The organism is Bradyrhizobium arachidis (genome assembly GCF_024758505.1).
GTDB lineage: Bacteria > Pseudomonadota > Alphaproteobacteria > Rhizobiales > Xanthobacteraceae > Bradyrhizobium > Bradyrhizobium manausense_C.
This window is the reverse complement of the sequence record NZ_CP077970.1, coordinates 6,469,770-6,486,348: the sequence shown is the minus strand read 5'-3', so window position 1 is coordinate 6,486,348 and position 16,579 is coordinate 6,469,770. Positions and strand designations below refer to the sequence as shown.

Sequence of the window (16,579 nt, the reverse complement as noted above, 5' to 3'; positions counted from 1 at the left end):
GATGGACAAGAGCTTCACAGAGCGGCGTCGCCGCGATCTCCTCGTTGCGGCTTGCCTTGCGGTCGCCGCGGCGCTGGTGCCGTTGTTCGTCAAGAATCCGAACATCCAGAACATCATGATTCTGACGCTGATGTTCGGGGCGCTGTCGCAGAGCTGGAACATCCTGTCCGGCTATTGCGGGCAGATATCGCTCGGGCACGCCCTCTATTTCGGCCTGGGCGCCTATACCACCACGCTCCTGTTCATGAAGTTCGGCGTGCCGCCCTGGTTCGGCATGCTCGCCGGCGGCGTCATCTCGGCCTTGATCGCAATGGCGCTCGGCTATCCCTGCTTCCGTCTTGGCGGCCACTACTTTGCGATCGCCACCATTGTGATCGCCGAGATCGGATTGCTGCTGATCCAGAACTGGGAATGGGCGGGCGCAGCCCTCGGCATCGAGATGCCCGTGCGCGGCGACAGCTGGCTGAAATTCCAGTTTGCTCGCTCGAAGCTGCCGTACTTCTATTTCGCGCTGGCGCTCGCCTGCGTCGCCTGGTTCGTCACCTGGTGGCTGGAAGATTCCAAATGGGGCTATTGGTGGCGCGCGGTGAAGGACAATCCCGATGCAGCCCAGAGCCTCGGCGTGGTCGTGTTCGATTCCAAGATGGGGGCTGCGGCTGTCTCTGCCTTCCTGGTCTCGGTCGGCGGCAGCTTCTATGCCATGTATGTTTCCTATATCGATCCAGTCAGCGTGATGGGCTTCCAGTTCTCGCTGCTGATGGCGTTGCCGGCGGTGCTGGGTGGCATCGGCACGCTGTGGGGGCCGCTGCTCGGCGCGGTGATCCTGATTCCGCTCACCGAGCTGACGCGCTCCTATATCGGCGGCTCCGGTCGCGGCGTCGATCTCATCGTCTACGGCATGCTGATCATCCTGATCGCGCTGGCGCGCCCGGAAGGTCTGATCGGCCTGTTCTCGCGTCGCAAGGAGGCCACGCGATGACCGCACTGCTGGAAACCCGCGGCGTCTGGCAGCGCTTCGGCGGCCTCGTCGCCAACTCCGACGTCTCGATCTCGGTCGGGCGCGGCGAGATCGTCGGCCTGATCGGCCCCAACGGCGCCGGCAAGTCGACGCTGTTCAATCTCATTGCCGGCGTGCTGCCGCCGACGCAAGGCACGATCTGGTTCGATGGCGTCGACGTCACCCGCATGCCGGCCGCCGAGCGCTGCGTGCGCGGCGTGGGACGCACCTTCCAGGTAGTGAAGAGCTTTGAGACCATGACCGTCATCGACAACGTCATCGTCGGTGCGCTGGTGCGAACCACCGTGATGCGCGAGGCACGCCGCAAGGCGCATGAGGTGCTGGAATTCACTGGCCTTGCGGGGCGCGCCGACGTGCTCGCAAGCGATCTCGTGCCCGCGGAAAAGCGCCGCCTCGAAGTCGCCCGTGCGCTCGCGACCGAGCCAAAACTCCTGCTGCTCGACGAAGTCCTCACCGGCCTCACGCCGACCGAGGCGCAGACCGGCGTCGAGCTCGTGCGCAAGGTGCGCGACACCGGCGTCACCGTGCTGATGGTCGAGCACGTCATGGAGATCGTGATGCCGCTGGTCGATCGCGCCATCGTGCTCGATCTCGGCAAGGTTTTGGTCGAGGGCAAGCCTGCCGACGTCGTCCGCGACCCCAAGGTGATCAGCGCTTATCTGGGAGATCGTCATGCTCAGGGTGCATGAAGTCACCACCGCCTATCAGGGCCTGGTCGCGATCTCCGCCGTGTCGATCGACGTTGCCAAGGGCGAGATCGTCTGCGTGGCCGGCGCCAACGGCGCGGGCAAGTCGACGCTGCTCAAATCGATTGCCGGCGCCGAGCGTCCGCGCTCGGGCACCGTGACGTTCGATGGCAAGCAACTGGTCGGCATGGCGCAGCACCTGGTCACTGCGACCGGCATCGCCTATGTGCCGGAGAACCGCCGCCTGTTTCCGCGCCTCTCGGTGCACGACAATCTCAGGCTCGGCAGCTATCTCTATCGCGGCGAGGCGGATCGCGAGGGACCGCTCGACCTCGTCTTCAAGCTGTTTCCGCGCCTGTCCGAACGCCTGGAGCAGCGCGCCGAGACGCTGTCCGGAGGCGAGCAGCAGATGCTCGCCATCGGCAGAGCTCTGATGACGCGCCCGCGCCTGTTGATGCTCGACGAGCCCTCGCAAGGCATCATGCCAAAGCTCGTCGACGAGATTTTTCAGGCCGTGAAGCGCATCCGCGACGCCGGCATGACCGTGCTGATCGTCGAGCAGCGCATGGCCGAATGCCTCGAGATCGCCGACCGCGCCTACATCCTGCAAACCGGCCGCGTGCTGATGCAGGGCCGGGCCGCTGAGATCAGGACCAACCCGGACGTGCGCAAGGCGTATCTGGGGCTGTAGGCGCTGTCATTGCGAGCGCAGCGAAGCAATCCAGACTGTGACCGCGGAAAGACTCTGGATTGCTTCGCTGCGCTCGGAATGACGAGATCAGGGTACAGGCGTGCCACTTTTGCGGTGTCATCGCCCGCGAAGGCGGGCGATCCAGTATTCCAGAGGCAGTGAAGGGATACGGAGAGGCCGCGGCGTACTGGATTCCCCGCTTTCGCGGGGAATGACCGCGGTGGGTGAGGGGACAAAGTCCGCCCATCACACGCCGACTCTAGTGGTGGTCGTCATGCTCCGGCAGCGTCAGCCCAAACGTCTTCACCAGATCCTTCACCTGCTCCGGCGACAGATATCGCGGGTTCAGTCCGCGCAGCAGCAGGTACAGCTTCGCCGTCTCCTCCAGCTCCTCCGTCGCGAACACGGCCGCCTCCAGCGTATCGCCGGCGACCACCGGGCCGTGATTGGCGAGCAGCACGGACGAATATTTCCCGGCCAGTCCCTTGATCGCATCCGCCACCGCGGGATCGCCGGGACGGTAGTAGGGCACGAGCGCGGTCGGCGCGCATTTCATCATGTAGTAGGCGGTCATCGGCGGCAGCGCGGCGGTGGGATCGATCTCCGGGAGCATCGAGAGCGCAACCGAATGGGTCGAGTGCAGGTGCACGATCGCTCGCGCCGATCCGCGGGTATCGTAGAGCGCGGTGTGCAGCGGCACCTCCTTGGTCGGGGCGTCGCCGGAGACGAGGCGTCCGGTCTCGTCGAGCCGCGACAGCCGTGCCGGATCGAGGAAACCCAGCGAGGCGTTGGTCGGCGTCACCAGCCAGCCGTCCTCCAATTTCACGCTGATGTTGCCGGAGGAGCCGGGCGTCAACCCGCGCTCGAACAGCGAGCGCCCGAAACGGCAGATATCGTCGCGAAGTCGTGTCTCGCTGCTCATGGCGGGCTTATCCTGTTGCCGCCTTGTCTCATGCTTTGGCAGCGCGGCCAAGCCGTGTTATTCGGGTCGAGAGGCCGCCCCAGATCGGCCGGTAAGGGAATGTTCCAAGGGATAAGTGTTCATGTCTGCCTCCACGTCAAACACGCAGCGTATCGCCGTCGTCGGGCTCGGCTCGATGGGATTTGGCATGGCGACCTCGCTGAAGCGCGCCGGCCACGCCGTGACCGGCTGCGACGTCTCCGCTGACGCGGTCGCACGCTTCGTCAAGGACGGCGGCGCGGGCGCCAAAACGCCGGCGGAGGCGGCCAAGGGCGCCGACATCGTCGTCAGCGTGGTGGTCAATGCCGCGCAGACCGAAGGGATCCTGTTCGGCAAGGACGGCGCAGCCGAGACCATGCCCAAGGACAGCGTGTTCATTTCGTCCGCGACCATGGACCCCGACGTGGCACGGCGCCTCGCAAAGCAGCTCGAGGCCACCGGCCGGCATTATCTCGATGCGCCGATCTCCGGCGGCGCCCAGCGCGCAGCCCAGGGCGAACTGACGATCCTCGCTTCCGGCAGCCCGGCGGCCTTTGCCAAGGCGCGTCCCGCGCTCGACGCGATGGCGGCAAAGCTCTACGAGCTCGGCGATGCCGCCGGTCAGGGCGCAGCCTTCAAGATGATCAACCAGTTGCTGGCCGGCGTGCACATCGCTGCCGCGTCGGAAGCGATAGCCTTTGCGGCCAAGCAGGGCCTCGATATCCGCAAGGTTTATGAGGTGATCACGGCCTCCGCCGGCAATTCCTGGATGTTCGAGAATCGGATGCCGCATGTGCTCGACGGCGACTACACGCCGCGCAGCGCGGTCGAAATCTTTGTCAAAGACCTCGGCATCATCCAGGACATGGCGCGATCGGCGCGCTTTCCTGTGCCAGTCTCTGCTGCCGCCTTGCAGATGTTCCTGATGACTGCAGCCGCCGGCATGGGCCGCGACGACGACGCATCGGTCGCGCGCATGTATGCGCAGGTCACCGGCGTAAAACTGCCCGGCGAGAAATAAGAAAAGGAAAAGCCCAATGCCGCGCTTTGCCGCAAATCTCTCGATGATGTTCACCGAGGTGCCGTTCCTCGACCGCTTTGACGCTGCGGCGAAGGCCGGCTTCACCGCGGTCGAATTCCTGTTTCCCTACGAGCACCCGGCCGACGAGGTCGGCGCGCGCCTCAAGCGCAATGGCCTGACGCAGGCGCTGTTCAACCTGCCGCCCGGCGACTGGAACGCCGGCGAAAAAGGCTTTGCGGCTCTCCCCGCGCGCTTCGACGATCTCAAGCGCAGCCTCGAGACGGCGCTTCCTTATGCGAAGGCGACCGGCGTCAAGCGCCTGCATTTGATGGCCGGCATGGCCAGTCGCAGCGATCGTCTCGCGGTGGAGCAGTTCTACAAGTCGGTCGCCTGGACCGCGGAGTTCTTCGCACCCCACGGTCTCGACGTCGTGATCGAGCCGATCAATCCGCGCAACGTGCCCGGCTACTTCCTCAACGACTTCCTGTTCGCGCGCGGCCTGATCGAAGAGTTGAAGATTCCGAACCTGAAGCTCCAGTTCGACATCTATCACTGCCAGATCATCCATGGCGACGTGACCATGCACCTGCGCGAGATGATGCCGATCATCGGCCACATCCAGATCGCCAGCATCCCCTCGCGCAATGAGCCTGATGGCGAAGAGCTGAACTATCCGTTCCTGTTCGCCGAGCTCGACCGGCTCGGCTATTCCGGCTTCGTCGGCTGCGAATACAATCCGCGCGGCAAGACCACCGACGGTCTCGCCTGGTTCAAGCCTTACGCTGGAGCAAAGTCGTGACACTCGCGCTGGGTTGCATCGCCGACGACTATACCGGCGCCTCCGATCTCGCCAACACGCTGACGCGGGCAGGCCTTCGTACCGTGCAGACCATCGGCGTGCCCGCCGACGACCTTGCCCTTCCCGAGGTTGATGCGGTCGTGGTGTCGCTGAAGAGCCGCTCGATCGAGGCGGGGCTTGCGGTAACGCGCTCGCGTGCCGCGGAAAAGTGGCTGCGTGGCCGCGGCGCCTCGCACGTGCTGTTCAAGATCTGCTCCACCTTCGATTCCACCGACGCCGGCAATATCGGCCCTGTCATGGACGCGCTGCGCGACGATTGCGGCGAGGCAATCGTGCTGGTGACGCCGGCCTTCCCGGAGACCGGGCGCACCGTCTACCAGGGCAACCTCTTCGTCGGCGCCGTGCCGCTCAATGAGAGCCCGCTGAAGAACCATCCGCTCAACCCGATGCACGATTCCAATCTGGTGCGCGTGCTGGCGCGCCAGAGCAGGACCAAGGTCGGCCTCGTCGACCTCGCGACCGTGACGCGCGGCACTGAGGCCGTCCGCGCGCGGTTGTCCGAACTTGCAGCCAAGGGCATCGGCGCCGCCGTGATTGACGCGGTGTTCGACCGCGACCTCGAGACCATCGGCCTCGTCGCCGGTGCGCATCGGCTGTCGGTCGGCGCCTCCGGCATCGGGCTTGGCCTCGCGCGCGCGCTGGTCTCCTCCGGCAAGGTGACCTCGAACGCGTCAGGTGCGGACGCCGGCGTGCCGGTGGGCGGACCGGCTGCATGTCTCGCCGGAAGCTGCTCGCAGGCGACCCTGCAGCAGATGGCGAATGCCGAGCGTGTCATGCCGGTGTTACATCTCGATCCGATCCGTATTTTTAAGGATAAGGACGAAGCGCAGCGCGCACTGGCCTGGGCGAGGCCGCGACTTGCCGACGGCCCGCTGCTCATTGCGTCGAGCGCGACGCCAGAGGCGGTCGCCGCCGTCCAGTCGCGCTACGGCCGTGACGCTGCCGGCCATGCGATCGAGCAGACCATGGCCGACATCGCCGAAGGCCTGGTGCAGTCGGGCGTGCGCCGACTGGTCGTTGCCGGCGGCGAGACCTCGGGGGCCGTCGTCGACCGTCTGAAGATTCCCGGCTTCCTTGTCGGCGCGGAGATCGCTGCGGGAGTCCCGGTGCTGCGTGCGGTCGGTGCCGAAGAAGGTCCCATGTTGCTTGCCCTGAAATCAGGCAATTTCGGCGGACCGGAGTTTTTCACCGACGCGCTTGGGCTCATGCGCTGAGCGCAGGGCTCTTTAGGTCCTTATTTATCTCTTTCGGGTTCCGTACTCGTACGGAGTCGTAGTTAACATCTGCTCAGATGCTTTGGTGCACGATGTCGGCGGTACTCCCTGTGGTTGATAGGTAGATCCCCGGATGCGCAGCCGCGCCAGCATAATGAGACTTCGATAATGTTCGCCAAAATTTCGATCCGCGCCAAGATCATCAGCGTCGTGGCGTTTCTGCTGGTTGCGATGACCGGCATGGGCCTGCTCGCCGTCATGAAGATGCGGGCCATCAATGCCAACACCGTCGACATCACCACGAACTGGATGCCCAGCGTGCGGGTGCTCGGCGAGCTCCGTGCAGCCGTCATCACCTATCGCAACGTGGTCCGTCAGCACATGCTGGCCGAGAACCTTGACGACAAGCTCGCGAACGAGAAGACCGGCGGCACCGTCCTGGACGCGCTGGCCAAGGCCCGCACCGCCTACGAGCCCATGATCACCTCGCCGGAAGAGCGCGCGCTCTACAGCGAATGGGTCAAGCTCTGGGAGCAGTACAAGAAGGGGACCGAAGAGGTGATGGCGCTCTCGCGCAAGGAGGCCGGCAAGGTCCCGCATGAAGCGCAGGAGCTGAACACCAAGACCGTGAACAAGATCGGTCTTGCGGCGGACGAAGTCCTGATGAAGGACATCGAGCTCAACAACAAGGGTGCCGCCCAGGCTGCCCAGGACGCCGCCGACAGCTACTACTTTGCCTTCATGCTGGTATCGATCATCCTCGGCACGGCCGTCGTGATCGGCCTCGGCGTCAGCTTCTATGTCGTCCGCGACGTCACCAGCGGCATCAGCTCGATCATCGAGCCGATGCAGGCCCTCGGCAAGGGCGACCTGACCGCAAATGTCCCGCATCAGGGCGAGAAGACCGAGATCGGATCCATGGCCGACGTGCTCCAGGTCTTCAAGCAGGCGCTGATCGCCAAGAAGGCCGCCGACGAAGCGGTCGCCGCCGATGCGGAGGCCAAGATCGAGCGCGGCCGCCGCGTCGACAACGTCACGCGCGAGTTCGAAACCATGATCGGCGAGATCGTGCAGACGGTGTCGTCCGCCTCGACCCAGCTTGAAGCCTCTGCTTCGACGCTGACCGCGACCGCCGATCGCTCCCAGCAGATGGCGACCACGGTTGCCACCGCGTCGGAGGAAGCTTCCACCAACGTGCAGTCGGTGGCGTCCGCGACCGAGGAGATGGCCTCGTCGGTCGGCGAGATCAGCCGTCAGGTGCAGGAGTCGGCGCGCATGGCCGGTGATGCCGTCGGCCAGGCGCGTACCACCAGCGATCGCGTCAGCGAGCTCTCCAAGGCCGCCTCCCGCATCGGCGACGTCGTCGAACTCATCAACACCATCGCGGGCCAGACCAACCTGCTGGCGCTGAATGCGACCATCGAGGCGGCGCGCGCGGGCGAAGCCGGCCGCGGGTTTGCGGTGGTGGCCTCCGAAGTGAAGGCGCTCGCCGAGCAGACGGCAAAGGCGACCGGCGAGATCGGCCAGCAGATCACCGGCATCCAGGCTGCGACCAACGACTCCGTCAGCGCGATCAAGGAAATCTCCTCGACCATCGAGCGCCTGTCGGAAATCTCCTCGGCCATTGCCGCGGCCGTGGAAGAGCAGGGCGCAGCGACCCAGGAGATCGCCCGCAACGTGCAGCAGGCGGCGCAGGGCACCCAGCAGGTCTCTTCCAACATCACCGACGTACAGCGCGGCGCAACCGAGACCGGCACGGCCTCCTCGCAAGTGCTGTCGGCGGCTCAGATGCTGTCGAACGATTCGAACCGCCTGAAGAGCGAAGTCAGCAAATTCCTGACCAACGTCCGCGCGGCCTGAGCCGCGACAGAATGGAAGTGTTGCGAGCGGCGCCCCGGCGCCGCTCGTTTCGTTTGCAGGCACTCTCGTGCCCTGGACGCAGGAGGCCCGTTCGCGCCCTTGCCCACCTACGAGAGCGGTGGATATGGCTTACGCGACCCGCCACTCCGGTACGCCATCAGCGGCGAGCGTGATTTCGCCGAGCGAACCCACCGGCGAGCGATCCATGTTCAGCAGATGCGACAGCGTCGCCGTGTCACCGGCCGGAATGCGGCCGAGCGTGCGCCGATCGTCGGCCGTGCGCAGCATGACGACGCCATGCTCGACATCGCCGTTGCGGCCGTAGAGCACGGTAAAGCTCTCGACTTTGCCCTTGCCGGTGGCTTCGGTGACGAAGTCGGGTACCGCGCGCTTGTTGCGGTCGGCCACGGACTGGACCGAGGTGTCCTGCTTCAGCGCCTCGCGCGGCAGCGTCTTCGACACCACCAGCGCGTGATGTTTGGTGACGAAGCCGCCCTGACCGTAGAGCAGGCCGAGCTTGGCGCCGCCACGCAACTTGCGCACCATCGCACAGGCTGCATGCGTCATGTAGGTGTTAAGCGGCGCACCGAAGAAGGTGAGGCCGCCGGTCACCGTCGGCTGCACGTCTGCGCCGAGGCCCAGCGTCCGCCGCGCCATTTTCGGCACGCAGGGGAAGCAGCTGTAGAGCTCGATCGCGTCGAATTTTTTCCCGTCGCCGCCGGCGAGATCCATCACTGCATTGAGCACCGCGTTCTGCGGATGGCTCTCGTAGAACTGGTCGCGCAAAAGGTAGTCGCGCGGCTCTTCGGCGGAGGCGCCACCCAGTGGATAGACCAGCTTGTCCTCCGCGATGCCGGCCGCATGTGCCTTGGCGAGGCTGGTGAGCAATAGCGCTCCGCCCATGTTAACGCTTGGGTTGGCAACCATGAGCTTGTTGTAGGGCCATGCGATCAGCCGGTTATCCGCTCTCGGCGTCGTGATCTCCTCCGGCGCAAAGCGCCGCTTCAGCCAGGCATTGGGATTCTGTGAGGCCGCTTCGGAGTAGCGCGACCACAATGTGCCGGATTCTGCCATCGCCTCGCGCGGCGTCTGGCCCCAATAGGCTGACGAGGCGGACTCATAGAAGGGATAGACGGTCACGGGCCGGAACACGCCGAGTTTTACCGCGAGTGGCTTCTGGAACGCCGCGCCACGCTTCGGCTCCTCGACATCGTGGGCAAACGGCGTCCACGGCAGCTTTGCGCCGGCGCGCTCGGCCTTGGTGGCAGTCGACTGCGCTTCGGCGCCGACGACCGCAGCCACCGTGCATTCGCCGCGCGCGATGCGCTGGGCGGCTTCGTGCAGATAGCGGATCGGGCTCTCGCCGCCGACCGGCCCGTAATAGCAATGCGCCGGCGCGATCCCGAGGCGCTGCGCCAGCAGTTTTTCCGGATCGCGATAGCGCCAGCTCAAAAAGTTGACGACGTCGAGCGACTGCACCTCGCCGAGCAGCTTTGCCCCCGCATCCGCCTCGGCGCGCCGCAACGCCTGCTCGAGGAGATCAAGCGGCTCGAGGCCTGCGGTGATCTCCTTGGGGCGGTCGACGATTTCGCCGATGCCGACGATGACGGGGATGCAGTCTTCTGCAGTGGTGGATTTTGTCATTTCGCTCTTGCTTCACGTTCTAGGTCTTTGGCACGCCGTCGCCCTTCGAGGCCTCCGCTACGCTACGGCACCTCCAGACAACGGCTTCGCCGTTGCGCGGGGATGACGGCTACGGGGGAAGCGTCATCCTGAGGTGCTCACCCAGCGGCGCATGCGCCGCTGGGTGAGCCTCGAAGGATGGGCCACAGGCACTACTCCCCAACCAGCGCATTCATGTGCTCAACAGCCTCGGCAAAATCCTCTTTGAACTCCTGCACCACGGCGCCGGCGGACTTCACGCTGTCGATCAGCCCGACGCCCTGGCCGACGAAATAGCTGACGAGGTCGCGCGCCTTGGCATTGCCAGCGGCGGCCGCGCGGTCGATCGAATTGAAGGCATCGCGGCTGACGATGCTTTGCAGAGGCATCGGCAACGCGCCGGGGCTTTCGGGCGCTCGGTCCCAGGCATCGGTCCAGACCGAGCGGAGCTGCCGTGCCGGCTTGCCGGTGCGGCCCTTCGAGCGCACGGCGTCGCGGGAGGAAGCCGCGATCATCTTCTCCCGGAATATCTCGGTGGTCTCGGATTCGACGGTTGCAAGCCACACCGAACCGGTCCAGACGCCTGCCGCGCCCATCGCCATGCAGGCCGCCATCTGCCGTCCGGTCATGATGCCGCCGGCCGCGAGCACCGGCACGTCGCGCATCGGCTTCACCGCCTTGATCACCTCCGGCACCAGCACCATGGTCGAGACCTCGCCGCAATGGCCGCCGGCCTCGGTGCCCTGGGCAACAAGGATATCGACACCCGCAGCCACCGTGCGCACCGCGTGCTCCTTGGCGCCGACGAGGGCGGCGACCGGAACGCCGTGCTTCTTGCCCATCTCCATCATCTGTCGCGGCGGCACACCGAGCGCATTCGCGATCAGCCGGATTGGATGGTTGAAGGAGACTTCGAGCAGCTCCAGCGCGGTCTTGGCGTCGAACGGCTGCGGCTGGTTGTCGGCGACGCTGGTTGTGGTCAGATCGATATCGTACTTCTTCAGGAGGCTGCGGGTGTAGTCGCGGTGCGCCTGCGGCACACGCGCTTCCAGGCTCTTCCAGGTGACGTCCTTCTCGCCGGCAGTCGAGATGTTTTCAGGGATCAGCACGTCGACGCCATAGGGCTTGCCGTCGACATGATCGTCGATCCATTTCAGCTCGCGCTCGAGCGTATCAGGCCTGTGCACGGTCGCGCCCAGCACGCCAAAGCCGCCGGCGCGACTCACGGCGGCAACGACATCGCGGCAATGGCTGAAGGCGAACAGCGGGAACTCTATTCCCAGCATCTCGCAGATCGGCGATTTCATGTCTCTCTCCCGGCGGCGACAGCTTTCTTGCGGCTGCTCTTCTTGCTTGGATTGGCGAATGCACTTTCGACGCTAGCTCATCGCGTGCGGCCATGCCAAGCCGGATTTCTACGCGTAACTTGCGTGCAGACGTCGCGCCGCGGAGAATGCATTCCGCCGTGCAAAATTAGCAGAGGTGCGCACGCCTCTTTGCCTCTTGCACTTTGGCGAGCCCGATAGAATGCTGGCTGCCAACAAGACAAGGAACGAGGGAGCGCCAATTCATGTCAGCGCAGTCGAGTCCGGCGAGCCGAACGAGCGAAGCCTATGACGTCGTCATCGTCGGTGCAGGTTTTGCCGGCATGTACATGCTGCATCGCCTGCGCGGGCTTGGATTGTCGGCGCGGGTCTATGAGCAGGGCGGCGGCGTCGGCGGCACCTGGTACTGGAACCGCTATCCCGGCGCGCGCTGCGACGTCGAGAGCATGCAGTACTCCTACTCGTTCTCCGACGAGCTCCAGCAGGAGTGGGACTGGAGCGAGCGCTACGCGCCGCAGCCGGAGATTTTGAGATACGCCAACCATGTCGCCGATCGTTTTGATCTGCGGCGCGATATCCAGTTCGACACCCGCGTCGATCGGGCCGAGTTCGACGAGCGCCTGAACACATGGTCGGTCACGACCTCAGACGGCAAGACGGTCAGCGCAAGCTTTGTCGTGCTCGCCACGGGCTGCCTGTCCAACGCGCGCAAGCCCGACATCAAGGGGCTCGATCGGTTCAATGGTCCCGTCTATCACACCGGCAACTGGCCGCATGATCCCGTCGACTTTGCGGGCCTGCGCGTCGGCATCATTGGTACCGGCTCATCCGGCATCCAGTCGGTGCCAGTCATCGCCGAGCAGGCCAAGCATCTCACGGTATTCCAGCGCACGCCGAACTATTCCATTCCCGCACGGAATGCTGCTTTGACTCCCGAGGAGCGGCAAAGATTTCGCGACAATTATCCCGAGATCCGCCGCTTCGCCCGCTGGGAGGCGCGCAACGGCATCTACACCGATCTGCCCGACCGCGGTGCGCTCGATGACGGCGACAACGAGCGCCGCGCAAAATACGAGGCGCGATGGGCGCGAGGCGGACTGACCTTCATGTCGGTCTACAACAACCTTGGACTCGACAAGGCCGCCAACGATACCGCTGCCAGCTTCGTCCGCGAAAAAATCGCCGAAACCGTCAAGGATCCCGCGACCGCAAAGCTACTTCAGCCGACGACGTATCCGATTGGAACAAAACGCATCTGTATCGACACCGACTATTTCGACACGTTTAATCGTCCCAACGTGTCGCTGGTCGACATCAAGGCGAACCCGATCGAGGAGATCACGGAAAATGCCGTGCGCGTCGCAGGCCACGATCACGAGATCGATGCCCTGGTGCTCGCCACCGGCTTCGACGCGATGACCGGTTCTGTCGCCAGGATCGACATTCGGGGCCGGGCTGGCCGCACGCTGAACCAGAAATGGGCGGAGGGACCCAAAACCTATCTCGGCCTGATGAGCGCGGGCTTTCCGAACCTGTTCATCATTACGGGTCCCGGCAGTCCCTCGGTGCTGTCGAACATGATCGTCTCGATCGAGCAGCATGTCGACTGGATCGCCGACTGCCTCGTCTACTTGCGCGAGCGGGGTCTGGCGACCATGGAAGCGGAGGGCGGAGCCGAGGAGAAATGGGTCGCCCATGTCAACGAAGTCGCCCACGGCACGCTCTATCCGCAGGCCAATTCCTGGTACATGGGCGCCAACATCCCCGGCAAGCCGCGCATCTTCATGCCCTATATCGGCGGCGTCGGCGCCTATCGGCAGATATGCAACGACGTCGCCGCGAAGGGCTATGAGGGATTCGTGATGAGCGCAGGGGAGCAGGCGAGGCGGGCGGCGGTGTCCTGACTGGCTCGCTCCCGCCATGACGAAACGGAGAGGGCGCCCGGCGCACCATGCATTCCCGCTCCCTTGCCAACCGCCCAATTGTCGTTAGCTAACACCCCACGCCATTTCGCGCTGGAGCCAACCGCATGACCGACGCCCCCTACGAGCCGCCAAAAGTCTGGACCTGGGACAAGGAGAGCGGCGGGCGCTTTGCCAGCATCAACCGTCCGATCGCCGGCCCCACCCATGACAAGGAGCTGCCGGTCGGCAAGCATCCGTTCCAGCTCTACTCGCTGGCGACGCCGAACGGCGTCAAGGTCACCGTGATGTTAGAGGAGCTGCTGGCGGCCGGCCATACCGGGGCCGAATACGACGCCTGGCTGATCAAGATCGACGGCAACCAGTTCGGCAGCGGCTTTGTCGGCGTCAACCCGAACTCAAAAATCCCCGCATTGATGGACCGCAGTGGGCCGACCCCGATCCGCGTCTTCGAATCGGGCGCGATCCTGATGCATCTCGCGGAGAAGTTCGGCGCGTTCCTACCGACCGGCGGCCAGGCGCGGGCGGAGTGCCTGTCCTGGCTGTTCTGGCAGATGGGCAGCGCGCCCTTCCTCGGCGGCGGCTTTGGCCATTTCTACGCCTATGCGCCGTCCAAGATCGAATACGCCATCAATCGCTACGCCATGGAGGTGAAGCGCCAGCTCGACGTGCTCGACCGCCGCCTGGCCGACAACGAATATCTCGCCGGCAAGGACTATACGATCGCCGACATGGCGACCTGGCCGTGGTACGGCGCGCTTGCCAAGGGGCTGGTCTATGGCGCCGGCGAATTCCTGTCGGTGCAGGACTACAAGAACGTGCAGCGCTGGACTGACCAGATCGCAAAGCGTCCCGGCGTGAAGCGCGGCCGCATGGTCAACCGCATCTCCGGCGATCCCGCCAGCCAATTGCACGAGCGCCACGACGCATCCGATTTCGAGACGAAGACGCAGGACAAGATCGGCGAGCCTCAGCCAGCCGCGTCGTAGAAGTCGTAGGGTGGGTTAGCTTAGCGGATGCGCGAAGCGCGATCCGCGGCGTAACCCACCTCTTTACTTTCCGCGGTGACAGAAGTGGTGGGTTACGCCTTCGGCCAACCCACCCTACGAATCCTTCAATCCTGCAACATCTCCCCGGAGCCGCCGAGATCCGCGGGCAGGTCGCGATACTTCGGCAGGCCGTCGCGCACCGACACCATCTTGCTTGCGTAGTTCGCGTGCAGCGTCGGCTCGTGGGTGTAGCCCTTGAGCAGATTCGCATAGACGTCGATCAGCCGCATCCGCGGATGCGCGGTCATGATGTGGCCGCCGCAGCGCTTGCAGAATTTTCGGTCGGAATGCTCGGTCTTGCTGAATGTCCCGATCTCGCTCTCGCCCTTGGTGACGCGGACGCTGTCCGCCTTCCACAGGCTGAATGCATTGATGGGCGCGGCTGACCAGGCCTGACAATCGGCGCAATGGCAGTAGCCGGCGAAGACAGGCTTGCCTGACACCTCGACCTCGACTGCACCGCAGAAGCAGCCGGCCCTGTAGCTCGCCGCGGGCTCGGCATGCGCGACCTCGCCCTCGACCAGCAGGTCATTCCACGCCGTGTTCTTCTTCATGTAGTTGCGGATGAAGTCGCATTCGACTGCGAGCTTGAGTCCCTGCGCGCGCACCGCATCCAGCGTCGCCTGGCCGAGTTTTGAGCCGATGCCGCGCCCGCCGAGTTCCGGCGGCACCTCGGTGTGCACGAGCGTGATGACATCAGGCATCTTCCGGTAGGTAACGAAGGCGATCGGCCCGTCGACGTCCAGCTCGAACCGATTGCGCTGTTCATTGTCGCGGAACGTTTCCGGCATCGTCTCGCTCCGTGTCGTCGGTTCGTGAGTTCGCTCGCGGCGCAGTCCATGGGGTCAGCCGAAAGGCGTAATCCACCGTGACGCCAATAGAGAAGAGGTGGGTTACGCCTAGCGGATTGCGCATCGCGCAATCCGCGGGGCTAACCCACCCTACGATGCCGGCGCCTTACGCCATGCTCAGCTCGTGCCGTCCGACCACCATCCAGTGCACCTCGTCCGGACCGTCGGCGAAGCGCAGATGGCGGACGTCCTGGTACATCTCGGCGAGCGGGGTCCAGTGCGAGATGCCGGTGGCGCCGTGCATCTGGATCGACTGGTCGATGATGCGGCAGGCGCGCTCGGGCACCATGGCCTTGACCATGGACACCCAGACACGGGCTTCCTTGTTGCCGAGCACGTCCATCGCCTTCGCCGCCTTCAAGACCATCAGCCGCATCGCCTCGATCTCGCAGCGCGCCTGCGCGATGATCTGCATGTTGCCGCCGAGATGGGCGATCTTCCTGCCAAAGGCTTCGCGGGTGAGGCCACGCTGCACCATCAGGTCGAGCGCCTTCTCGGCCTTGCCGATGGTGCGCATGCAGTGATGGATGCGGCCGGGTCCGAGGCGGAGCTGCGAGATTTCAAAACCGCGGCCTTCGCCCAGCAGCATGTTCTCCTTAGGGACCCGCACATTGTTGAAGCGCATGTGCATGTGGCCGCGCGGCGCGTGGTCCTGTCCGAATACGTGCATGGGGCCGAGCACCTCGACGCCGGGCGTGTCGCGCGGCACCAGGATCTGCGACTGCTGCTTGCTCGGCGCCGCGTCCGGATTGGTCTTCACCATCACGATGAGGATCTTGCAGCGGGGATCCCCTAAGCCGGAGATGTAATACTTCTCGCCGTTGATGACCCATTCGTCGCCGACGAGCTTTGCCGTCGTCGAGATGTTCTTGGCATCGGAGGAGGCGACGTTCGGCTCGGTCATGACATAGGCGGAGCGGATCTCGCCATTCATCAGCGGCTTCAGCCACTTCTCCTTCTGCTCCTTGGTGCCGACGCGCTCGAGCACCTCCATGTTGCCGGTGTCCGGCGCCGAGCAGTTCATGGTCTCGGAGGCCAGCGGGCTCTTGCCGAGCTCGGCCGCGATATAGGCGTAATCGAGGTTCTTCAGGCCCTGGCCGGTCTCGTCATCCGGCAGGAAGAAGTTCCACAGACCTTCCTTCTTGGCCTTGTTCTTCGCGACCTCGAGCACCTCGAGCTGCTTCGGCGTAAAGCTCCAGCGGTCTTCCTTGCCCTCGCCAGCCTTGGCGAACTCGATCGACATCGGCTCGACGGTGTCGCGAATGAATTTCTTCACATGGTCGTACAGCGGACGGACCTGGTCCGACATGCGCAGGTCGTTAAGCTCGTCGCCGGGATTGAGCGTGTAGTTGGTCGTGCGGGGCACATAAGCATGCTTCATTCTTCTTCCTCCCATTCGCATCAGCGCGTTGCGGCAGACAATAGACGCGCGAAGGCGAAAGTGCGAGCGCACATTTTCGCGGGACTGATGCCACATCGCG

The 16,579-nt window shown here is 64.5% G+C and carries 14 protein-coding genes and 1 pseudogene; 9 read left to right on the top strand and 6 right to left on the bottom strand.

Translation table 11 applies throughout. The features are described from left to right. Position 1: 1 nt before the first annotated feature. Genes KUF59_RS29955 through KUF59_RS29945 form a run of 3 tightly spaced genes read left to right on the top strand, consistent with a single transcriptional unit; the run spans position 2 to position 2,395 of the window. Positions 2-979 carry a branched-chain amino acid ABC transporter permease gene (locus tag KUF59_RS29955; RefSeq protein WP_212455790.1) on the top strand — a complete coding sequence of 326 codons (978 nt, stop codon included), beginning with the start codon at positions 2-4 and terminating at the stop codon, positions 977-979. Continuing rightward, the gene (locus KUF59_RS29950) at positions 976-1,707 is read left to right on the top strand and encodes an ABC transporter ATP-binding protein (RefSeq protein ID WP_212455789.1); all 732 of its coding nucleotides are present in this window, start codon (positions 976-978) and stop codon (positions 1,705-1,707) included. Before KUF59_RS29955 ends, KUF59_RS29950 begins: the two co-directional genes overlap by 4 nt. Beyond that, positions 1,691-2,395 carry an ABC transporter ATP-binding protein gene (locus tag KUF59_RS29945; protein ID WP_212455788.1) on the top strand — a complete coding sequence of 235 codons (705 nt, stop codon included), beginning with the start codon at positions 1,691-1,693 and terminating at the stop codon, positions 2,393-2,395. Before KUF59_RS29950 ends, KUF59_RS29945 begins: the two co-directional genes overlap by 17 nt. A gap of 259 nt (positions 2,396-2,654) precedes the next feature. Here KUF59_RS29945 and otnC read toward each other — a convergent pair whose 3' ends face one another. Further along, positions 2,655-3,317, bottom strand: coding sequence for a 3-oxo-tetronate 4-phosphate decarboxylase (gene otnC / locus KUF59_RS29940; RefSeq protein ID WP_212455787.1), 663 nt, complete (start codon positions 3,315-3,317; stop codon positions 2,655-2,657). A gap of 121 nt (positions 3,318-3,438) precedes the next feature. Here otnC and ltnD point away from each other — a divergent pair, with 121 nt between their 5' ends. The 4 genes from ltnD (at position 3,439) to KUF59_RS29920 (ending at position 8,289) form a co-directional block, all read left to right on the top strand. Next, positions 3,439-4,356, top strand: coding sequence for an L-threonate dehydrogenase (gene ltnD / locus KUF59_RS29935; protein ID WP_212455786.1), 918 nt, complete (start codon positions 3,439-3,441; stop codon positions 4,354-4,356). Positions 4,357-4,372: 16 nt separating this feature from the next. Beyond that, complete coding sequence (gene otnI / locus KUF59_RS29930; RefSeq protein ID WP_212455785.1) at positions 4,373-5,155, top strand: 2-oxo-tetronate isomerase; 783 nt, start codon at positions 4,373-4,375, stop codon at positions 5,153-5,155. Then, positions 5,152-6,429, top strand: a complete 1,278-nt coding sequence (otnK, locus tag KUF59_RS29925; protein ID WP_212455784.1) for a 3-oxo-tetronate kinase — start codon at positions 5,152-5,154, stop codon at positions 6,427-6,429. The genes otnI and otnK overlap by 4 nt, the downstream gene beginning before the upstream one ends. A 168-nt stretch (positions 6,430-6,597) precedes the next feature. After that, positions 6,598-8,289 (top strand): methyl-accepting chemotaxis protein, encoded by a 1,692-nt coding sequence (locus KUF59_RS29920; RefSeq protein ID WP_212455783.1) that lies wholly within the window; start codon positions 6,598-6,600, stop codon positions 8,287-8,289. A gap of 129 nt (positions 8,290-8,418) precedes the next feature. Here KUF59_RS29920 and KUF59_RS29915 read toward each other — a convergent pair whose 3' ends face one another. Then, a complete protein-coding gene (locus KUF59_RS29915) occupies positions 8,419-9,933 on the bottom strand; it encodes an acetyl-CoA acetyltransferase (protein ID WP_212455782.1) in 1,515 nt (504 codons plus the stop codon). A gap of 191 nt (positions 9,934-10,124) precedes the next feature. Further along, positions 10,125-11,258 carry a nitronate monooxygenase gene (locus KUF59_RS29910; protein WP_212455781.1) on the bottom strand — a complete coding sequence of 378 codons (1,134 nt, stop codon included), beginning with the start codon at positions 11,256-11,258 and terminating at the stop codon, positions 10,125-10,127. 263 nt (positions 11,259-11,521) lie between these two features. Between KUF59_RS29910 and KUF59_RS29905 the strand changes: the two genes are divergently transcribed. Beyond that, on the top strand, positions 11,522-13,180 hold the full coding sequence (locus tag KUF59_RS29905; RefSeq protein WP_212455780.1) for a flavin-containing monooxygenase: 1,659 nt from the start codon (positions 11,522-11,524) through the stop codon (positions 13,178-13,180). Between the two features lie 125 nt (positions 13,181-13,305). Continuing rightward, complete coding sequence (gene yghU / locus KUF59_RS29900) at positions 13,306-14,187, top strand: glutathione-dependent disulfide-bond oxidoreductase (protein ID WP_212455779.1); 882 nt, start codon at positions 13,306-13,308, stop codon at positions 14,185-14,187. A gap of 125 nt (positions 14,188-14,312) precedes the next feature. On the opposite strand, the gene KUF59_RS29895 is transcribed toward yghU, so the two are convergent. The 3 genes and pseudogenes from KUF59_RS29895 to KUF59_RS29885 form a co-directional block, all read right to left on the bottom strand. After that, on the bottom strand, positions 14,313-14,771 hold the full coding sequence (locus KUF59_RS29895) for a GFA family protein (protein ID WP_249140041.1): 459 nt from the start codon (positions 14,769-14,771) through the stop codon (positions 14,313-14,315). Between the two features lie 60 nt (positions 14,772-14,831). Then, positions 14,832-14,951: pseudogene (locus KUF59_RS29890) on the bottom strand (GNAT family N-acetyltransferase); the annotation flags it as partial. Positions 14,952-15,204: 253 nt separating this feature from the next. Further along, positions 15,205-16,479 carry an acyl-CoA dehydrogenase family protein gene (locus tag KUF59_RS29885; protein ID WP_212455778.1) on the bottom strand — a complete coding sequence of 425 codons (1,275 nt, stop codon included), beginning with the start codon at positions 16,477-16,479 and terminating at the stop codon, positions 15,205-15,207. Positions 16,480-16,579: the final 100 nt, after the last annotated feature.